The organism is Campylobacter sp. CCUG 57310, assembly GCF_013201975.1.
Taxonomy (GTDB): Bacteria; Campylobacterota; Campylobacteria; order Campylobacterales; family Campylobacteraceae; genus Campylobacter_A; species Campylobacter_A canis.
This window is the reverse complement of record NZ_CP053845.1, coordinates 1,686,836-1,701,903: the sequence shown is the minus strand read 5'-3', so window position 1 is coordinate 1,701,903 and position 15,068 is coordinate 1,686,836. Positions and strand designations below refer to the sequence as shown.

Annotated in this window: 17 protein-coding genes; 8 read left to right on the top strand and 9 right to left on the bottom strand. The window is 37.2% G+C overall.

The annotated features are described in order from the left end of the window. Positions 1-5: 5 nt before the first annotated feature. From xseA to CORI_RS08580, 3 genes are read right to left on the bottom strand one after another with little or no spacing between them, the layout of a single operon-like run. Positions 6-1,169 carry an exodeoxyribonuclease VII large subunit gene (xseA, locus tag CORI_RS08590; RefSeq protein WP_173031630.1) on the bottom strand — a complete coding sequence of 388 codons (1,164 nt, stop codon included), beginning with the start codon at positions 1,167-1,169 and terminating at the stop codon, positions 6-8. Then, positions 1,163-1,879 (bottom strand): bifunctional demethylmenaquinone methyltransferase/2-methoxy-6-polyprenyl-1,4-benzoquinol methylase UbiE, encoded by a 717-nt coding sequence (gene ubiE / locus CORI_RS08585; RefSeq protein ID WP_173031629.1) that lies wholly within the window; start codon positions 1,877-1,879, stop codon positions 1,163-1,165. Before ubiE ends, xseA begins: the two co-directional genes overlap by 7 nt. A 10-nt stretch (positions 1,880-1,889) precedes the next feature. Beyond that, positions 1,890-3,317 (bottom strand): CHAD domain-containing protein, encoded by a 1,428-nt coding sequence (locus CORI_RS08580; RefSeq protein ID WP_173031628.1) that lies wholly within the window; start codon positions 3,315-3,317, stop codon positions 1,890-1,892. Positions 3,318-3,460: 143 nt separating this feature from the next. Here CORI_RS08580 and serC point away from each other — a divergent pair, with 143 nt between their 5' ends. Together serC and CORI_RS08570 are read left to right on the top strand one after the other, a co-directional pair. Further along, a complete protein-coding gene (gene serC / locus CORI_RS08575) occupies positions 3,461-4,540 on the top strand; it encodes a phosphoserine transaminase (protein ID WP_173031627.1) in 1,080 nt (359 codons plus the stop codon). Positions 4,541-4,742: 202 nt separating this feature from the next. Beyond that, positions 4,743-5,381, top strand: a complete 639-nt coding sequence (locus CORI_RS08570) for a Crp/Fnr family transcriptional regulator (protein ID WP_173031626.1) — start codon at positions 4,743-4,745, stop codon at positions 5,379-5,381. A 523-nt stretch (positions 5,382-5,904) separates the two neighbouring features. Here CORI_RS08570 and CORI_RS08565 read toward each other — a convergent pair. The 6 genes from CORI_RS08565 to CORI_RS08540 all read right to left on the bottom strand — a co-directional run bounded on the left by CORI_RS08565 (position 5,905) and on the right by CORI_RS08540 (position 9,212). Beyond that, positions 5,905-6,891 carry a beta-ketoacyl-ACP synthase III gene (locus tag CORI_RS08565; protein WP_173031625.1) on the bottom strand — a complete coding sequence of 329 codons (987 nt, stop codon included), beginning with the start codon at positions 6,889-6,891 and terminating at the stop codon, positions 5,905-5,907. Positions 6,892-6,895: 4 nt separating this feature from the next. After that, the gene (plsX, locus tag CORI_RS08560) at positions 6,896-7,885 is read right to left on the bottom strand and encodes a phosphate acyltransferase PlsX (RefSeq protein ID WP_173031624.1); all 990 of its coding nucleotides are present in this window, start codon (positions 7,883-7,885) and stop codon (positions 6,896-6,898) included. Between the two features lie 5 nt (positions 7,886-7,890). Next, entirely contained in the window at positions 7,891-8,037 is a 147-nt protein-coding gene (rpmF, locus tag CORI_RS08555) for a 50S ribosomal protein L32 (RefSeq protein WP_169942201.1), read from the bottom strand. Between the two features lie 11 nt (positions 8,038-8,048). After that, a complete protein-coding gene (locus CORI_RS08550) occupies positions 8,049-8,405 on the bottom strand; it encodes a hypothetical protein (protein WP_173031623.1) in 357 nt (118 codons plus the stop codon). Between the two features lie 8 nt (positions 8,406-8,413). After that, positions 8,414-8,827: a nucleoside-diphosphate kinase gene (ndk, locus tag CORI_RS08545; protein WP_173031622.1), complete on the bottom strand. Its 414-nt coding sequence runs from the start codon at positions 8,825-8,827 to the stop codon at positions 8,414-8,416. Between the two features lie 100 nt (positions 8,828-8,927). Beyond that, positions 8,928-9,212 carry a DUF362 domain-containing protein gene (locus CORI_RS08540; protein ID WP_172201024.1) on the bottom strand — a complete coding sequence of 95 codons (285 nt, stop codon included), beginning with the start codon at positions 9,210-9,212 and terminating at the stop codon, positions 8,928-8,930. Positions 9,213-9,415: 203 nt separating this feature from the next. Here CORI_RS08540 and CORI_RS08535 point away from each other — a divergent pair, with 203 nt between their 5' ends. The 6 genes from CORI_RS08535 to CORI_RS08510 all read left to right on the top strand — a co-directional run bounded on the left by CORI_RS08535 (position 9,416) and on the right by CORI_RS08510 (position 15,052). After that, positions 9,416-10,015: a peroxiredoxin gene (locus tag CORI_RS08535; RefSeq protein WP_169942208.1), complete on the top strand. Its 600-nt coding sequence runs from the start codon at positions 9,416-9,418 to the stop codon at positions 10,013-10,015. Between the two features lie 226 nt (positions 10,016-10,241). Beyond that, positions 10,242-10,955: a PilZ domain-containing protein gene (locus CORI_RS08530; RefSeq protein ID WP_173031621.1), complete on the top strand. Its 714-nt coding sequence runs from the start codon at positions 10,242-10,244 to the stop codon at positions 10,953-10,955. Between the two features lie 9 nt (positions 10,956-10,964). Continuing rightward, positions 10,965-13,253 (top strand): ATP-binding protein, encoded by a 2,289-nt coding sequence (locus CORI_RS08525; protein WP_173031620.1) that lies wholly within the window; start codon positions 10,965-10,967, stop codon positions 13,251-13,253. An 80-nt stretch (positions 13,254-13,333) separates the two neighbouring features. Next, on the top strand, positions 13,334-14,029 hold the full coding sequence (locus CORI_RS08520; RefSeq protein WP_173031619.1) for a hypothetical protein: 696 nt from the start codon (positions 13,334-13,336) through the stop codon (positions 14,027-14,029). A 94-nt stretch (positions 14,030-14,123) separates the two neighbouring features. Then, a complete protein-coding gene (gene plsY, locus CORI_RS08515) occupies positions 14,124-14,738 on the top strand; it encodes a glycerol-3-phosphate 1-O-acyltransferase PlsY (protein WP_172201001.1) in 615 nt (204 codons plus the stop codon). Continuing rightward, on the top strand, positions 14,735-15,052 hold the full coding sequence (locus tag CORI_RS08510) for a dihydroneopterin aldolase (protein WP_254064915.1): 318 nt from the start codon (positions 14,735-14,737) through the stop codon (positions 15,050-15,052). The genes plsY and CORI_RS08510 overlap by 4 nt, the downstream gene beginning before the upstream one ends. Positions 15,053-15,068: the final 16 nt, after the last annotated feature.

Sequence of the window (15,068 nt, the reverse complement as noted above, 5' to 3'; positions counted from 1 at the left end):
ATAGTTTATAAAATTTTTGCTTTTTTAGTCGTTTGAACCGAGCTTAAAACGACCTCATCGCCTGATTGCAGATTGGCTAGACTTACTGTTTTTCCGTCTTTTTGAACTCTGACAAACGATGAAATTTGCTCGAAAAACGCCTCTTGTTGGGCGTAGCTTTTTTGTAAGGTTAAAATTTTGTTTTCGAATTTAAGAAATTTTGTGCCGATCGCATTTTTTAAATTTGATCTAAAATTAATTAAAATTTGCTCTTTGTGGACGATTTTTTGCTCTAAACTTGCTTGAGAAAATTTAGTTTGCAAATTTTTTAATAGATTTTCTTTACGCTCAAGTGCCAGTTCAAACGCTCTTTGAAGGCTTTGGTTCATCATATCGATCGTTTGAAAAATTTCTTCTTTATTTGGCATTAGCGAATTTATCGCAGCGCTTGGAGTAGGCGCTCTAAAATCAGCCGCAAAATCGCTTATAACGTAGTCTATCTCGTGTCCGATTGCGCTTATGATAGGGGTTGTCGCGGCATAAATTTCACGCGCTAAATTTTCATCGTTAAAGCACCACAAGTCCTCTCTGCTGCCTCCGCCTCTAGCCAAAATAATCACATCAAGCGCGCTTGCTTCGGCTCTTTTTAAAGCTTTTATAAGGGACGAGGGAGCATTTTCGCCTTGTGTGAGCGAGTCAAATATATAAATTTCGCTAAGGTGCCAGCGCTCGTTTATGAGCCTAAGCATATCTTGAAGCGCTGCTGAGGTGCGCGAAGTGATGATGCCTACTTTGCGCGGAAATTTAGGAAGCGATTTTTTGCGCGAAATTTCAAATAGACCCTCTTGTTCAAGCTTTTCTTTAAGCTGCTTAAATGCAAGTTCAAGCTCTCCTTCACCGCTTGGCTTGATGGAAGTTGCGATAAACTGATAGCTTCCGCTTGGGCTGTAGAGTGAAATTTTGCCGTAAAGAACGACCTTCATGCCGTCTTTGATTTCAAATTTTAGCTTTGCGTTGTTAAATTTATAAATTACCGCCGAGATCGAGGCTTTTTCGTCTTTAAGCGTGAAGTACCAGTGCCCTGAATTGTGCTTGGTAAGGCGCGAAATTTCACCCTCAACCTCCACGTAAGAAAATGTAGTCTCAAGTAGAGTTTTTGCCTGTTCGTTTAGCTCGCTGACACTTAGCAATCTTTAAATTTCCTAGCTATAAAAAGTGTCGAGATATCCATCGAAAAGCCCTTGCAGACCTCCATCTCAAAGCCTGCCGCGCGCAGTTCATCAACGAAGCTTTGCTTGTCAAGGAAATTTTCTATCGAGCTTGGCAGATACTCATAGGCCTCTTTGTTTTTTGAGATAAATCCGCCTATTTTAGGTAAAATTTTGCTTAGATAAAAGTCTCTTACCTGTGTCGTCATGCCTTTTTTATTGCGTTTGGTAAATTCTAAAACCACCAAATAGCCGCCATTTTTTAGCACGCGGTTAAATTCCTTTAGCGCAAGCTCTCTTTCAACGACATTTCTTATGCCGTAACTGATGCTTAGCACATTTATGCCGGCACTTTGTAGCGTAGTGTCCGTAGCGCTCGCTTCTATGAATTTAAAGCTTGGAAATTTCTGCTTTGCTACTTTTAGCATGCCGCTTGACGGATCAATGCCCGTTAGGCTGTTTATATTTACGTTAAAATCTTTTGCGATATTGTTCCAAAATCCCATCATGTCGCCCGTGCCGCAAGCTACATCGGCTATATCTACGCTTTGATTTTTAAATTTTTCAAGCACGTTTTTGCAAGCTATCTTGCGCCATCTGATATCAATCCCCGCGCTTAAAACCCTGTTTGCAAGGTCGTAAGTCGGAGCTATCTCGTTAAACATCTGAACTATTTTTTCTTGTTTTTGCATATATCTTTCTTTACATGTAATAAATTTTTAAATTTTTTGAAATTTTGCCTAAATTTCTCATAAATTTCGGTTTTTTATCTAAAATTTTATCTCTTAGTTTAAACATCTGTTTGTAAATTTTAGTTTTTAATTTTGATGAAATTTCAATCGAATCTTTGCTGTTTTGTTCTAAATCTTTTAAAATTTCAAGCCAGATATCCCTATCTTGCAGATCGCCAAATATTTCTTGTATCTCTTTTGCTCTTTGTTTGCACTTTTCAAGCGATTTTATCGCAAACATATCTATGAAAATTTCAAGAAGATACCTTAATCTTTTTATCTGAATTCTGGTGTTGTGAAAATGTAAATTTTCACATTCGTTGTCTAGAAGCGCAAGGGATTTTTGAAGTCTTAATATCTGTAGTCTAAGTGCGTATGCGACGACTTTTTTGATAGGCTTATCATAGTCTTTTCCTTGATAAAAGTCGCTTTGCTCTTTTAAAAATATCTCCCAGTCTTTAAAGACTTCTTCGCTTTTTGGTGCATTTAGCATAGCCGTGATTTTTGTATTTTCGACCTCTTTTACTTCTTGGGCGATTAAAATTAGCGGTTTGGTTCTTTTTTCTTCTTTTAAAAACTCTAAAAACACGTCTATATCACGTTTTTTATTTGTTGAGTTGGCTATGGTTTTGAAATTTTTATTGAAGTGATCTGCTGTTTTTTTATCAAAAACCGAGCTTAAAAGCTTAAGCATTGAGCGGGTTTTGCGTAAATTTACACGAAACTGATGAAGCGCTTCTTCATCTTTTGTTTCCAGATAGATTTGCCGATATTTTCGTATCTGTTTGTAAATTTGAAAAAACATAACCCTAGCGGCGTCAAAAGAGCGCAAAGAGCTTGGAAAGGCAAGTTTTAAATCGTGATTTTGATCTATTATTTTAAGAGTTGATTGTATGTCAAATTTGATTTCAGGCACGCCAAAAAGCGCCAATGATTTGTTTTTATAGCGCTCATCTTCGGTAATTTCTGATGTTATATATCTTGCTAAAAATTCAGGTATGACAAAATTTTGAGCGTCATTTACTGTTAAAAATTCAATCTCAAGCGTAGCAAGCCCCTCAAGAAATTCGTGATAGATATCGATATTACATGGAAGATTGTTGATCTTAAACTCAAAACGAGTCTTTTTTATAGGCATTCCTACGATCTCTTTAAGAGCGTCTTTGTAGCTTTTTTTATCGCTTGGAATTTCGCTCTCTTTGCGGACGAGTCCCCTGCCGATCTTTTGTGTTACGGTGAATTTGTCGCCCGATTTACGAAACCGTACCTCTTCAAGCTGTGTGATTTTCGTATAAAACTGAATTATCTCGTTAGAAGTTGCTAAGATACCGTCTTTTTCGAGGGTTTGTATAGCTGAAATTCCGTCTAATATAAATTTACGTTCAATCTCTAAAACCAAAATTCGCCCCTTTGGAAAGTAATAGATTGTATCAAAACATAGCTTAAAGTGTAAATTTTGAAAATTTAGTTTAAAAAACGGGATTAAAATTAATTTTTAACTCAAATTGTGCTAAATTTTAAAAAATTTTTAAAGGAGCTTTCGTGGATAGAAAAATAAATTTCAGCGCAGGACCTAGCGGATTGCCTTTAAGCGTGCTGGAGCATGCTCAAAAAGAGCTGACCAGCTATCAAAGCAAGGGATATTCTATAATGGAAATAAGCCATAGAAGCAAGGTTTTTGAAGAGATTCATTTCGGTGCGATGGATAAGATAAAAAGGCTTTACGGTATAAACGATGATTATGAAATTTTGTTTTTGCAAGGCGGTGCAAGCTTGCAGTTTGCAATGATCCCTATGAATTTATGTAAAGGCGGCAAAGCCGAGTATGTAGATACGGGAGTTTGGACGAGCAAGGCGATCAAGGAAGCTAAGATACAAGGCATAAACTACGAAGTGATCGCAAGCTCAAAAGATACGAATTTCGACAGAATTCCCGAAAATATAAATTTCAGCGACGATGCGGATTATGCCTATATCTGCACGAACAATACAATCTACGGCACTCAGTATAAGAGCTTACCAAATACAAAAGCGCCACTTGTGATTGACGCTTCAAGCGACTTTTTCTCTTATAAAATGGATTTTTCAAATATCGGCGTGCTCTATGGCGGAGCTCAGAAAAATGCGGGTCCAAGCGGCGTTACCGTAGTGATAATCAGAAAAGACCTGCTTGATAGAGCCGGCGAAAATGTGCCTACGATGCTTAAATATAAAACTCACACCGACGCAAAATCGCTTTTTAATACGCCTCCGACATTTGGAATTTATCTACTAAATTTAACTCTTGGCTGGATCGAGTCTCAAGGCGGACTTGACGTGATAAAAGGCATAAACGAGCAAAAAGCTTCGATTTTATATGAAGCCATTGATAATTCGGGCGGTTTTTACAAAGGGCACTCCATCAAAAAATATCGCTCCATAATGAACGTAAGCTACAATATCGCCGCAAATTCCGAGCTTGAGCCTTTGTTTGTAGCGGAAGCCGAAAAAGCGGGCATGATAGGTCTAAAAGGACACCGTCATCTTGGCGGAATTCGCGCCTCTATCTATAATGCCGTAAGCCTTGAAAACGTTAAAACTTTAGTTTCGTTTATGGGTGAATTCGCTAAGAAATTCGGCTAGAGATTATCCGCCCGCTATGGCTTTATGTATTATTTAAAAGAGCTTTAGCGGGCGAATTTGATTTTAAATGACCAAACGAGCTATCTTTGGCGTTAAATTAGCTTAAATTTATATTATTATAAATTTGACACTTTAGTTAAATATTGAAAATTTATTTTAGATTTTATAAAATCCCAAAAAAGCAAGAAAAAGGCGGAAAATAATGCTTAAAGATATTCAGATATTTAGTTCGCTTGATGACGAACGGTTGCAAAAACTTGCCGATATAAGCATAATCAGAGCCTATAAACGCGACGAAATACTATTTATCGAAGGCGAAACGCCAAAGTGGTTTTATATACTTTTAAAAGGGCGAGTTAAAATTTACAAAACCTTGCCAAACGGTAAAGAGCTGTTTTTGCATGAGTTTTTGCCGGGTTCGCCCGTGGCTAAATTTGCAAATTTTGACGACACTCCTTTTCCTGCTTCGGCTGTTTTTGTCGAGGATTCGGAAGTTTTGATGATAGACTTTGCTAAATTTAAGAAAAATTTTATGAATGATGTTAATGTCTGTATGGAGATCATAAGGTCGCTTTCGCAAAATTTTAGGATGATACAAGGACTTTTACACCGAGAAATAGCCCTTGGCGTGGAGGGTAAGATAGCTCTTTTTATCAGCGAATATCAAAATAAATTGCCGATGCAAAAGTACTCGCAAATCGCTCAAATGCTAAATACTACGCCTGAAACTTTTTCTCGTGTTATTACTAAATTTAAGAAAAACGGCTACATAGCAATAGACGCTAAGAAGAATATAACCATACTTGAACATGACAAGCTCAAAGAGCTTTATGAGGCTTAAATATCCGACCGTTTTGCTTCATAAACTATCCTTGCGTGGCTTAGTCTTGTATCTTTTGTAGATTTACTATAATTAATAAGAGATTTTGATATACCCTAAGAGCTATAGCGGATCTTTTTGCAAGAGCTTTAGTCAAAGCAACTTTGGCAAATTTAGAGAGTTAAAATTTTAATTTTATTATTGATATTTGCGAATATTGATTAGAATACTTTTTTAAATTTAGTGAGAAATTTATCCATAAATTATTTGTGAAGTTACTCTACGGATATGCATACCAAAGTTAAGTATAGTTTAAGGGCGTAATATTGCTACATACACCTTTTTCATATACTTTTTAATTCGTGTAAAGTTATCAACAGCTCATTTGTTTAGTTTGAGAGCTTGTGTTATGTAAAATCTGAAAATTTTAAAATATAGAATTAGTTTTTTTGATATAAAATTCTTAAACTTATCGAAGTCGATAAACTACATTAAAAAGATTTAAAAATAGGCTGTAAAAGAATTAGTTTTGATTTAATGAATTTTATTTGCCGCCAAATTTAAGTAGAGCACTTCCCCAAGTAAATCCGCCGCCAAATGCGTCAAGAAGCATCAAATCTCCATTTTTAAGCCTGCCTTCCTCATAAGCTTCATTCATCGCCATAGGAATTGATGCGGAGCTTGTATTGCCGTATTTGCCGACAGTTACTACGCATTGGGAGTTGCTGAAATTTAGCCTTTGTTTTACTGCATCTATTATGCGTAGATTCGCTTGATGCGGTATAAAAAGATCTATTTCATCGCTTGCAATGCCGTTTTTTTCAAGTATGTCAATTACATCTTTAGTTAGTGTTTGAACCGCTATTTTAAAGACCTCGTTACCTGCCATTTGTATAAAATTTAGCCTCTCTTCAAGCATCTGAGGCGAGCAAGGATGTACGCTTCCACACCCTGGAGTTATGAGTAAGTCGGCGAAATTTCCATCACTTGCAGTATGCACGTCGATGATCTCGTTTTTTTCACTTGCCGTAACGATAGCCGCACCTGCCCCATCGCCAAATAGTATGCAAGTGCTTCGGTCTTTGTAATCAACTATTGAGCTAAGTTTTTCTGCACCTACGATAAGTATATTTTTTTTCGCACCGCTTTCTATAAGTGATTTTGCAAGCTCAAGCAGGTAGATGAAACCCGTGCATGCCGCACTTATGTCAAAAGCGGTTACATTATCTATGCCTAAAATTTTAGCTATCTTGCAAGCGGTGGAAGGCATACAAAGATGATCCGGGCTTATTGTTGCGCAGATCACTGCGTCGATGTCGTTTGTGGATATACCCGCTCTTTTAATTGCAACTTGCGCCGCCTTTGCGCCTATTTCGCTTGTTATCTCGCCTGTGGCTATGTGTCTAGTGTGAATTCCTGTTCGTTTTACTATCCACTCGTCGCTTGTTTCTACCATTTTTTCAAGATCAAAGTTAGTAAGAGTATCCTTTGGAACGTAAGCGCCGATTGAGATAAGAGAGGCTTTTGGCATAAATCTACCTTGCAAAATGTGAAAGTTCGTCTTTGATGACTTCGTTGATGTTTGAATCTGCAAAATTTAAAGCTTGAAATATAGCGTTTTTAATGGCTTTTGCATTGCTTTTGCCATGACTTATAATAACACAACCATCCACTCCAAGAAGCGGTGCGCCGCCGTATTCGTCGTAATCAACCTGTTGCTTAAGCGTCTTGAAAACTTTTTTCATTAGTAGTGAGCCGGCTATCGCGATAGGGGACTTTTTAACGTGCTTTTTGATGATTTTAGTTATAGCATCGGCTACGCCTTCGCTGGTTTTAAGCAAGATATTTCCGACAAAGCCGTCGCAGATTATCACATCTACGCTTCCGTCAAATACTTGATTGCCTTCGGCATTTCCGACAAAGCTATCTAGTTTGGAAAGTAAAGCGTAAGCTTCTTTTGTAACTTCATTGCCTTTGCTTTTTTCTTCGCCGTTTGACAAAAGCCCTATTTTGGGATTTTTGATTTTTAAAATCTCTTTTGCGTAAGCTTCGCCCATTACGGCAAACTGAAATAGATGTTCGGCTTTGCAGTCAACATTTGCTCCGACGTCCAAAACAAGAGTTTTTTTACCTAAAACATTTGGCATAAGTGTAGCTATCGCAGGTCTTGAGACATTTTTAAGTCTACCTACTCGTAATGTGGCTAAACTCATCGTAGCACCACTGTGGCCTGCAGATACGACTGCTTTAACTTCTTTTGCTTTAAGTAGCTCGATAGCTTTATAGATTGTGCTTTCTTTTTTCTTAAGAGCGTCCGTTGCGCCGTCTTCCATGGATACTGTTTCAGAGGCTTCTAGGTAGCTAATGTATTTTTCTAAGTGTGGAGGGATAAGAGGTTTTAAAATTTTAGATTCGCCCGCTAAAACTGCGTTAAATTTAGTTATTTTTAAAGCCTCTATTACACCTTCTATTATGGGTTTGGGACCAAAATCCCCGCCCATTGCATCAATGCAAATGCTTGTCATATATTTTAATACTCACCGGTTGTTTTGTTTGCGCGGTGAGGCATTTTCCATGAGCCGTCTTTATCTTTAACCGGCATAGGAAGTGTTACTTTATAGTGAGTTCTTCTTTTTGCCGCACGTGCGTGGCTAACTCTTCGCTTAGGTACTGCCATTTCATTCTCCTTTATAAATTTTTACATTTTTCGCAATAAAAATAATCGCTTTTAAAAGCTTCTATTTCACTTATAAAAACTTCATCTAAATCAACAAATCCGTCAAAAAATTCGACTACATCGTCTAAATTTTCTTCCGAGCCTTTGTAAATTCCATCGCTTATGATTAATTTTAAATTTTCATCCAAATTTAGCGCAATGTCATCGCCGCATCTATCGCAGGTATGCTCTAAAGAGCCGTTTATACTAGCTTTGCAATCAATTAAACTATGGCTAGTTCTTTTTAAATTTCCGCTAAATTTTAAATCTTCCTTTTTTAATTCAAAAGGAATTTCGTTGTTTGCAATCTTTGCAAATGCTATTTTCAAATTTTTCCTTAGCAGATTTCTCTTGCGGCAAAGAAAAAGTTAATTTCAATTTTCGCGTTTTCTAGGCTATCGCTTCCGTGAACCGCGTTTGCATCGATATTTTCGGCAAAGTCAGCTCTAATAGTTCCGGGTGCCGCTTCTTTAGGATTTGTAGCTCCCATTAGTTCGCGGTTTTTAGCTACTGCATTTTCACCTTCAAGAACCATAACTACAACCGGTCCGCTAGTCATAAATTCAACCAAATCGTTAAAGAAAGGTCTTTCTTTATGAACCGCATAAAATGCCTTAGCGTCGCATTTACTAAGTCTTAATTTTTTCATAGCTGCGATTCTTAGTCCGCTACTCTCAAATCTATCGACTATCTTACCGATCACACCTTTTTTTACAGCATCAGGCTTAATGATAGAAAGTGTTTGTTGCATCAAAATTTCCTTGTGTTGTTGATTTTTTTCAAGAGTTGGGGATTATATCAAAAAAAATATTAAAAACAAAATAAGCCCGCTAAAACAGGCTTATTGAAATTTAAGCTATAACAGGAGTTGCGCTTTTTCTCATATCAGAGCTTATCTCATCGCGTGACGGCTGTCCTTCGTAAGGCATATCCCATACGATACAACCGTCGGTTGGACAGGCTGAAGCGCAAGCCGGTTCGTCGTTGTGCCCTACGCACTCAACGCATTTATCGGCATATACGTAGTATATATCTTCTCCTGTCGGGTTATCGCTATCATCTACTATGGCTTCTACCGGACACTCGTCTATGCAAGAGCCACAGCTTATGCAAATATCTGTAATTTTTACTGACATATTTTCTCCTTAGGTTTAAAAATTTTTGTAACGATATCAAAATATTAGTAAATTTGATATAAAAAAATAAAATTTATTTCAAGGGTTTAAATTTATAAAATTCTGTTTAATGGCAAATTTAAAATATAAAATTTAACTGTAATTTAAATAATAAATGATACAATCTAGCCATTAATAAAAATTATTACAAGGAGAGACATATAATGTTAGTAACAAAACAAGCGCCTGACTTTACGGCTGCAGCGGTTTTAGGAAACAATGAGATCGTAGATGATTTTAACCTATATAAAAATATAGGAGATAAGGGCGCGGTGGTATTTTTCTACCCGATGGACTTTACTTTTGTTTGTCCAAGCGAGATAATAGCGTTTGATAAAAGATATGATGAATTTAAAGCTCGCGGTATCGAGGTTATAGCAGTTTCAACAGACAATCAATTCTCACACTTTGCATGGAAAGAAACACCTGTAAATAAAGGCGGCATAGGCAAAGTTCGCTTCCCGATCGTAGCTGATACAAATCACGCTATATCAAAAGGATTTGACGTGCTTATCGAAGAGGCTGGAGTTGCTCTTCGCGGATCATTTTTGATCGACAAATGCGGTAAGGTTCGCCATGCGGTTATAAATGACTTGCCACTTGGAAGAAATATCGACGAGATGATAAGAATGGTTGATACTATGCTATTTACTAACGAGCATGGAGAAGTTTGCCCTGCTGGATGGAACAAGGGTGATAAAGGTATGAAAGCTGACACCGCCGGAGTTGCCGATTACCTAGCTAATAACTGCGACAAGTTATAGGACTTGATATAAAATTTGAGTGGGGGCAAATTTAGCCCCTCTTTCTTCATTAAACAAAACAGCCTTCTAAAATAAAATTCAAAAAATAGTTTAAATTTTTAAAATACGCTTTATAAATTTAGATAAAATAGTTTTAATTTAATAAAATCAATAGAAAAATTTAACTATAATTAGCGAAATTTTTGATCAATAATTTCACTTGCCAAGAGAGAGGAGATCGGACCAAATGAGTAAAGATGTAAAAAATAGTAACTCTATAATTTTAAAAAGAGCCATTGATGTCTTTGAAAAAGCCCTAAACGATGGACATTCGGTGCATTTTTTAAATTTATACAATGGCGTTAAAGTTGAGTGTTTAGGCAAAATTTTATCCGTTGAAAACGATACTGTAGTATGCGAAACTACTTTGTTGCAAATTTTAGCCATGAAAGAAGAGCGTAACGCATACATAGTAACCGATCTTTTTTTTGCTCAGAATTTAAAGGCTGACATAATATCTTTTGATATCTCAAATTTAACGGTTACGCTTGGAAATTTTATTTATATGAACAACTTGCATGCGAATTTAAGGCAGTTTCAGCGTGTATATCCAAATCGTTACACAAAAGTCGTTTTAGAACAGGGCGAAATTCAAGTTAAGGGAAATTTATACGATATCTCAGAAGGCGGCATAGGTGTTGTTAGTGCCGATTGTGCACCGTTTGATAAGAAAAAACCTATCATAGCGCAATTTGAACTTGAGTTTAATTCGACAAAAGAGACTGTAAGCATTGAAGTTCAGATGAAGCTGCTTGCCGATCTGGTTTATCGCGGAGCGGTTAGGTATTGTTGTCAGATATTAAGCGGTCAGCCTAGACAAGCTGATATCGCAAGATTTACAAAAGAGCGAGTTAAAGAGACTATAGAGGAGCTAAAAGAGCAACTTAGCTTATACAACTAAAGTGAATTTATGAAAACTATACAAGAAAATTTAAAGCTGTTTTATGTAGGACTTAAGGATAAAGAGCCGTTTTTATATAAAAATAAAGACTTAACGACACATGCGGCGATTATCGGAATGACTGGAAGCGGCAAAACAGGTCTTGGTATAACGATTTTAGAAGAGGCTTGTATAGATAATATCCCGTCTATCATCATCGATCCAAAAGGTGATATGACGAATTTAGCGCTTGCTTTTGAGGATATGAAGGTTGAGGATTTTTTGCCTTATATAGAAGAAAGCGAGGCTCAAAATAAAGGATTAAGTGTAGAGGAATTTGCGCAAAATGAGAGCCAAACTTGGAAAAAAGGTGTAGAGAATTCGTTTCAAAGTTTAGAGCGCGTAAAAACTTTCAAAGATAGCGTAGAGCTTAAAATTCACACTCCAAAGAGCTCTGCGGGAGTCGGTGTGGCTCTGCTTGGCGATTTTGCTTGTCCTTATATGGATAACGAGGAGGAATTTAGCGAGTATGTAAGCTCGCTTGCAAGCTCGATTTTATCGCTTATCGGTGTTGATAATGATGTAAATTCTAAAGAGCATTTGCTCATATCAAATATCTTTACTCACAAATTTAAAGAAAACTCAGACGTGACGCTTGAAGAGCTCATAGGCTTTATCGCAACTCCGCCGTTTGCGAAAATAGGCGTGTTTGACGTGGAGAAATTTTACCCTTCAAGCGAGCGCATGAAGCTTGCCATAAAGATAAACACTCTTCTTGCAAGCCCTGATTTTAAGGCTTGGTTAAACGGCGAGCGCCTAGATATAGGCAAGATGCTGTTTGATAAAAACGGCAAGGCGCGTTGCAATGTCTTTACTATCTCACACCTTAAAGATAGCGAGCGCATGTTTTTCGTGACACTTTTGCTTAATGAGATCATCGCTTGGATGAGAAAGACCGAGGGAACAAGCTCGCTTAGGGCGATTTTATATATGGATGAAATTTTTGGCTTCTTTCCGCCAAACGGCAATCCTCCTTCAAAAACTCCGATGCTTACGCTTTTAAAGCAGGCTCGCGCGCATGGACTAGGCGTTATCCTAAGCACGCAAAACCCTGTCGATCTTGATTATAAAGGGCTTAGTAATATCGGAACATGGTTTATCGGCAGACTTCAAACCGCCCAAGATAAAGCTCGCGTCATTGACGGCATGACGGGAATTTCAGGCTCGGACATGGATAAAAAAGAGATAGAGGATCTAATCTCAAATTTAGCCAAGCGAAATTTCTTAGTTAAAAACATTCACGAAGACGGGCTTAGCGTTATCTCAACCAGATGGGCATTAAGCTACCTCAAGGGACCTTTGAGCCGCGAGCAAATTTCAAATTTGATGCAAGACAAAAAGGCTCAATCTGATAATTTAAACCAAAAAAATAAAAGCTCAAAAACTAGCGCTAAACCTATAATCTCACCGCAGATTGAGCAAATTTACGCATCAAATAGCGATGAGCTTGAAGGTTATCTTTACGCTAAAGCCAGAGTGAGGTTTTATGACGCTAAAAAGGGGCTTGATCATACTAAGGAAGTGAGTTTTCTTTATAGGCTCGATGAGGAGCAAAACGAGATTGATTGGAGTGAGGCGGCGCAGGATATACGCATAGCTACTGTCGGCGAGCCAAGCGGTAAGGTGTCCTTTGCTCAGTTGCCCGCTATGATAACCAACGCAAAAGACTTTAAGGCGGTAAGTAAAAATTTTAAAGATTATGTTTATAGAAATGTAAAACTTAGTCTTTTTAGCGCTCTTGGACTAAATTCGTCTCCAAGTGAGAGCAGGGAGGAATTTTATCTAAGATTAAGCGATAAGTGTAATGAAATTTTAGAAGATGAGACGGCAAAACTTACCGAGAAATTTCAAAAAGAAAAGGCTAAGCTTGAAGATAAGCTAAATAAAGCCTTGTTAAAATTAGACAAAGAGCAAAAAGAGGTTAAGTCAAAGGGGCTTGAAGCTGCTATTAGTGTAGGGACAAGCATAATAGGAGCAATCTTTGGTAGAAATTTGCTAAGTCGCACAAATTTAGGCAAAGTGGCGAGCTCTGCAAAAAGCGCAAACAAAATCCTAAAAGAGCGTGATGATGTAAAACTTAGCGAACAGACCGTAGCTGAAATAAACGCAGATATAGAAGCCTTAATGGCCAAATTTGAAGAAGAGGCCGGCAAGCTAAAAGAGAAAAACGATGTAAAAAATATCGACATAAACGAGATAGAAATTTCTCCAAAAAATAGCGATATATACGATGAAAAGGTAGTTATCCTCTGGCGATAACCCTTATCGTACCAAGGTACAATATACTAAAGCCTTATTTTTTACTACAATAACGTCAAAAATAGAAAATAAGGATTTTTATGTCAAGCGTCGGTACTGTAAAAGAAATTCTAGGAAGCGCTTTTGTAAAAGATGAAAACGGCGTGTTTCTAGGGCTTGTTGTTGGCGATAGCGTAACGATAGGCGATACTATCATCACAAATTCCATAAACGATAAAGTTGTAATTGCACTTGGTGATAAAGAGATAACTCTGATAGGAAGTGATGCGCTAAAGCTTGATCAAAGCGTCGTATTAAACGAAAGCTTTGGCGAAGAGACAAGCTTGCAGGTTGCTTCCGTGCAAATTGCGATTCTTGATTTAAATTTAAGTGATTTTGAAAATATGGATAGGGGTAGCGATAAAGAATTGGCGGCTTTAAGTGAGCAGAATGCTTCTTTGGACGATTCTAAAGATTATTCGGCAGATTTTACGCTTGATTTAAGCAAGGTTGCAAGCCTTGAGAGTACGAGTATCAATCAAAATGAAAAGCTAGAAGACAGCTCAAATCTTAAAAGTATATCCAAGCAAGATTTGCTTGATATTGGCGATAAGGATAAGGGAACTGTCCTTAAGATAGATGATGAACCGACAAGTGGCGTAACTCTATCAAAAGAAGAACTTAAAAAAGATGAGCCTGCTACAACCGAAGTCAAGTATGAGAAATTTGACGCAGCTGGTGAAAAAGGCACGATATCCATAAAAATCGATACCGACATACAAACAGATTTTAGTTAATACGGCGGAGAATTCTCTCTGCCGGTTTTAAATTTATAAGAAAATCAGAGAAATTTAACTACTATAATATTTTTAAATAAACTCAGGAAAAAAAATGAATGAAAATATTATAGCTTATATACTTGCTTATCTGCTTGGCGGAATTCCTTTCGGGCTTATACTGGCTAAAATTTTTGCAAATGTAAATATCAAAGATGAGGGTAGCAAGAGTATCGGAGCGACTAATGTGCTTCGCGTTTTAAAGCAAAAAGATCCCAAACTTGCCAAAAAAATAGCTGTTTTAACTGTCGTGCTTGATGTCTTAAAGGGCGTTTTACCTATCCTTATAGCCAAATTTGCAGGCTTAAGCGACGCTACTCTTTGGGCTATGGCGGTTCTTGCGGTTATCGGACATTGCTACTCTCCGTTTTTGAAATTTGAAGGTGGCAAGGGTGTGGCTACAGGAGCGGGAGTGCTAGCACTATTTTTACCGATAGAAATTTGTATCGCACTTGCTGTTTGGTTTGTAGTGGGGCGCGTGCTTAAAATTTCATCTCTTGCTTCGCTTAGCGCGCTACTTGCGCTTATCATCTCATCTTTTATAATCCATCCTCAAATTCCTGAGATCAACTCGCACGCACCGATTTTTATAATCGCTTTTGTAGTATTTTACAAGCATATTCCAAACATTAAAAGGCTATTTAGCGGCCAAGAGAGCAAAGTGATATGATAACTACGCTTATTAAGGATTATGAGTTTGAAACTATTATCGGTATGCTTGAATTTGAGCGAACAAATCCGCAAAAGGTTAGGATAAATGCCGAATTTGCAAGCGAAAATTTTATAGATTATGTTGAAGTGATTGAATTTGTCGAGGCGGTTTATGAGGAATTTAAATTTCAAACCGTTGAAAATTCTCTTGAAATTTGCAGTCAAAAATTAAAAGAAAAATTTAGCGGTTTAAAATTTCTAAAAATGGAAATTTTAAAAACCGAAATTTTTAAAAACGCCTTGGTAGGAGCGAAGATAGAGCTTGAATATTAAATTTTTTTTAAAGTAT

What these genes read in the sequence shown, in the direction of transcription:
- ubiE (WP_173031629.1), bottom strand. Translation starts at nt 1,879, where the DNA reads ATGCAAAAACAAGAAAAAATAGTTCAGATGTTTAACGAGATAGCTCCG.
- CORI_RS08570 (WP_173031626.1), top strand. Translation starts at nt 4,743, where the DNA reads ATGCTTAAAGATATTCAGATATTTAGTTCGCTTGATGACGAACGGTTG.
- CORI_RS08565 (WP_173031625.1), bottom strand. Translation starts at nt 6,891, where the DNA reads ATGCCAAAAGCCTCTCTTATCTCAATCGGCGCTTACGTTCCAAAGGAT.
- plsX (WP_173031624.1), bottom strand. Translation starts at nt 7,885, where the DNA reads ATGACAAGCATTTGCATTGATGCAATGGGCGGGGATTTTGGTCCCAAA.
- rpmF (WP_169942201.1), bottom strand. Translation starts at nt 8,037, where the DNA reads ATGGCAGTACCTAAGCGAAGAGTTAGCCACGCACGTGCGGCAAAAAGA.
- ndk (WP_173031622.1), bottom strand. Translation starts at nt 8,827, where the DNA reads ATGCAACAAACACTTTCTATCATTAAGCCTGATGCTGTAAAAAAAGGT.
- CORI_RS08540 (WP_172201024.1), bottom strand. Translation starts at nt 9,212, where the DNA reads ATGTCAGTAAAAATTACAGATATTTGCATAAGCTGTGGCTCTTGCATA.
- CORI_RS08535 (WP_169942208.1), top strand. Translation starts at nt 9,416, where the DNA reads ATGTTAGTAACAAAACAAGCGCCTGACTTTACGGCTGCAGCGGTTTTA.
- CORI_RS08530 (WP_173031621.1), top strand. Translation starts at nt 10,242, where the DNA reads ATGAGTAAAGATGTAAAAAATAGTAACTCTATAATTTTAAAAAGAGCC.
- CORI_RS08525 (WP_173031620.1), top strand. Translation starts at nt 10,965, where the DNA reads ATGAAAACTATACAAGAAAATTTAAAGCTGTTTTATGTAGGACTTAAG.
- CORI_RS08520 (WP_173031619.1), top strand. Translation starts at nt 13,334, where the DNA reads ATGTCAAGCGTCGGTACTGTAAAAGAAATTCTAGGAAGCGCTTTTGTA.
- plsY (WP_172201001.1), top strand. Translation starts at nt 14,124, where the DNA reads ATGAATGAAAATATTATAGCTTATATACTTGCTTATCTGCTTGGCGGA.
- CORI_RS08510 (WP_254064915.1), top strand. Translation starts at nt 14,735, where the DNA reads ATGATAACTACGCTTATTAAGGATTATGAGTTTGAAACTATTATCGGT.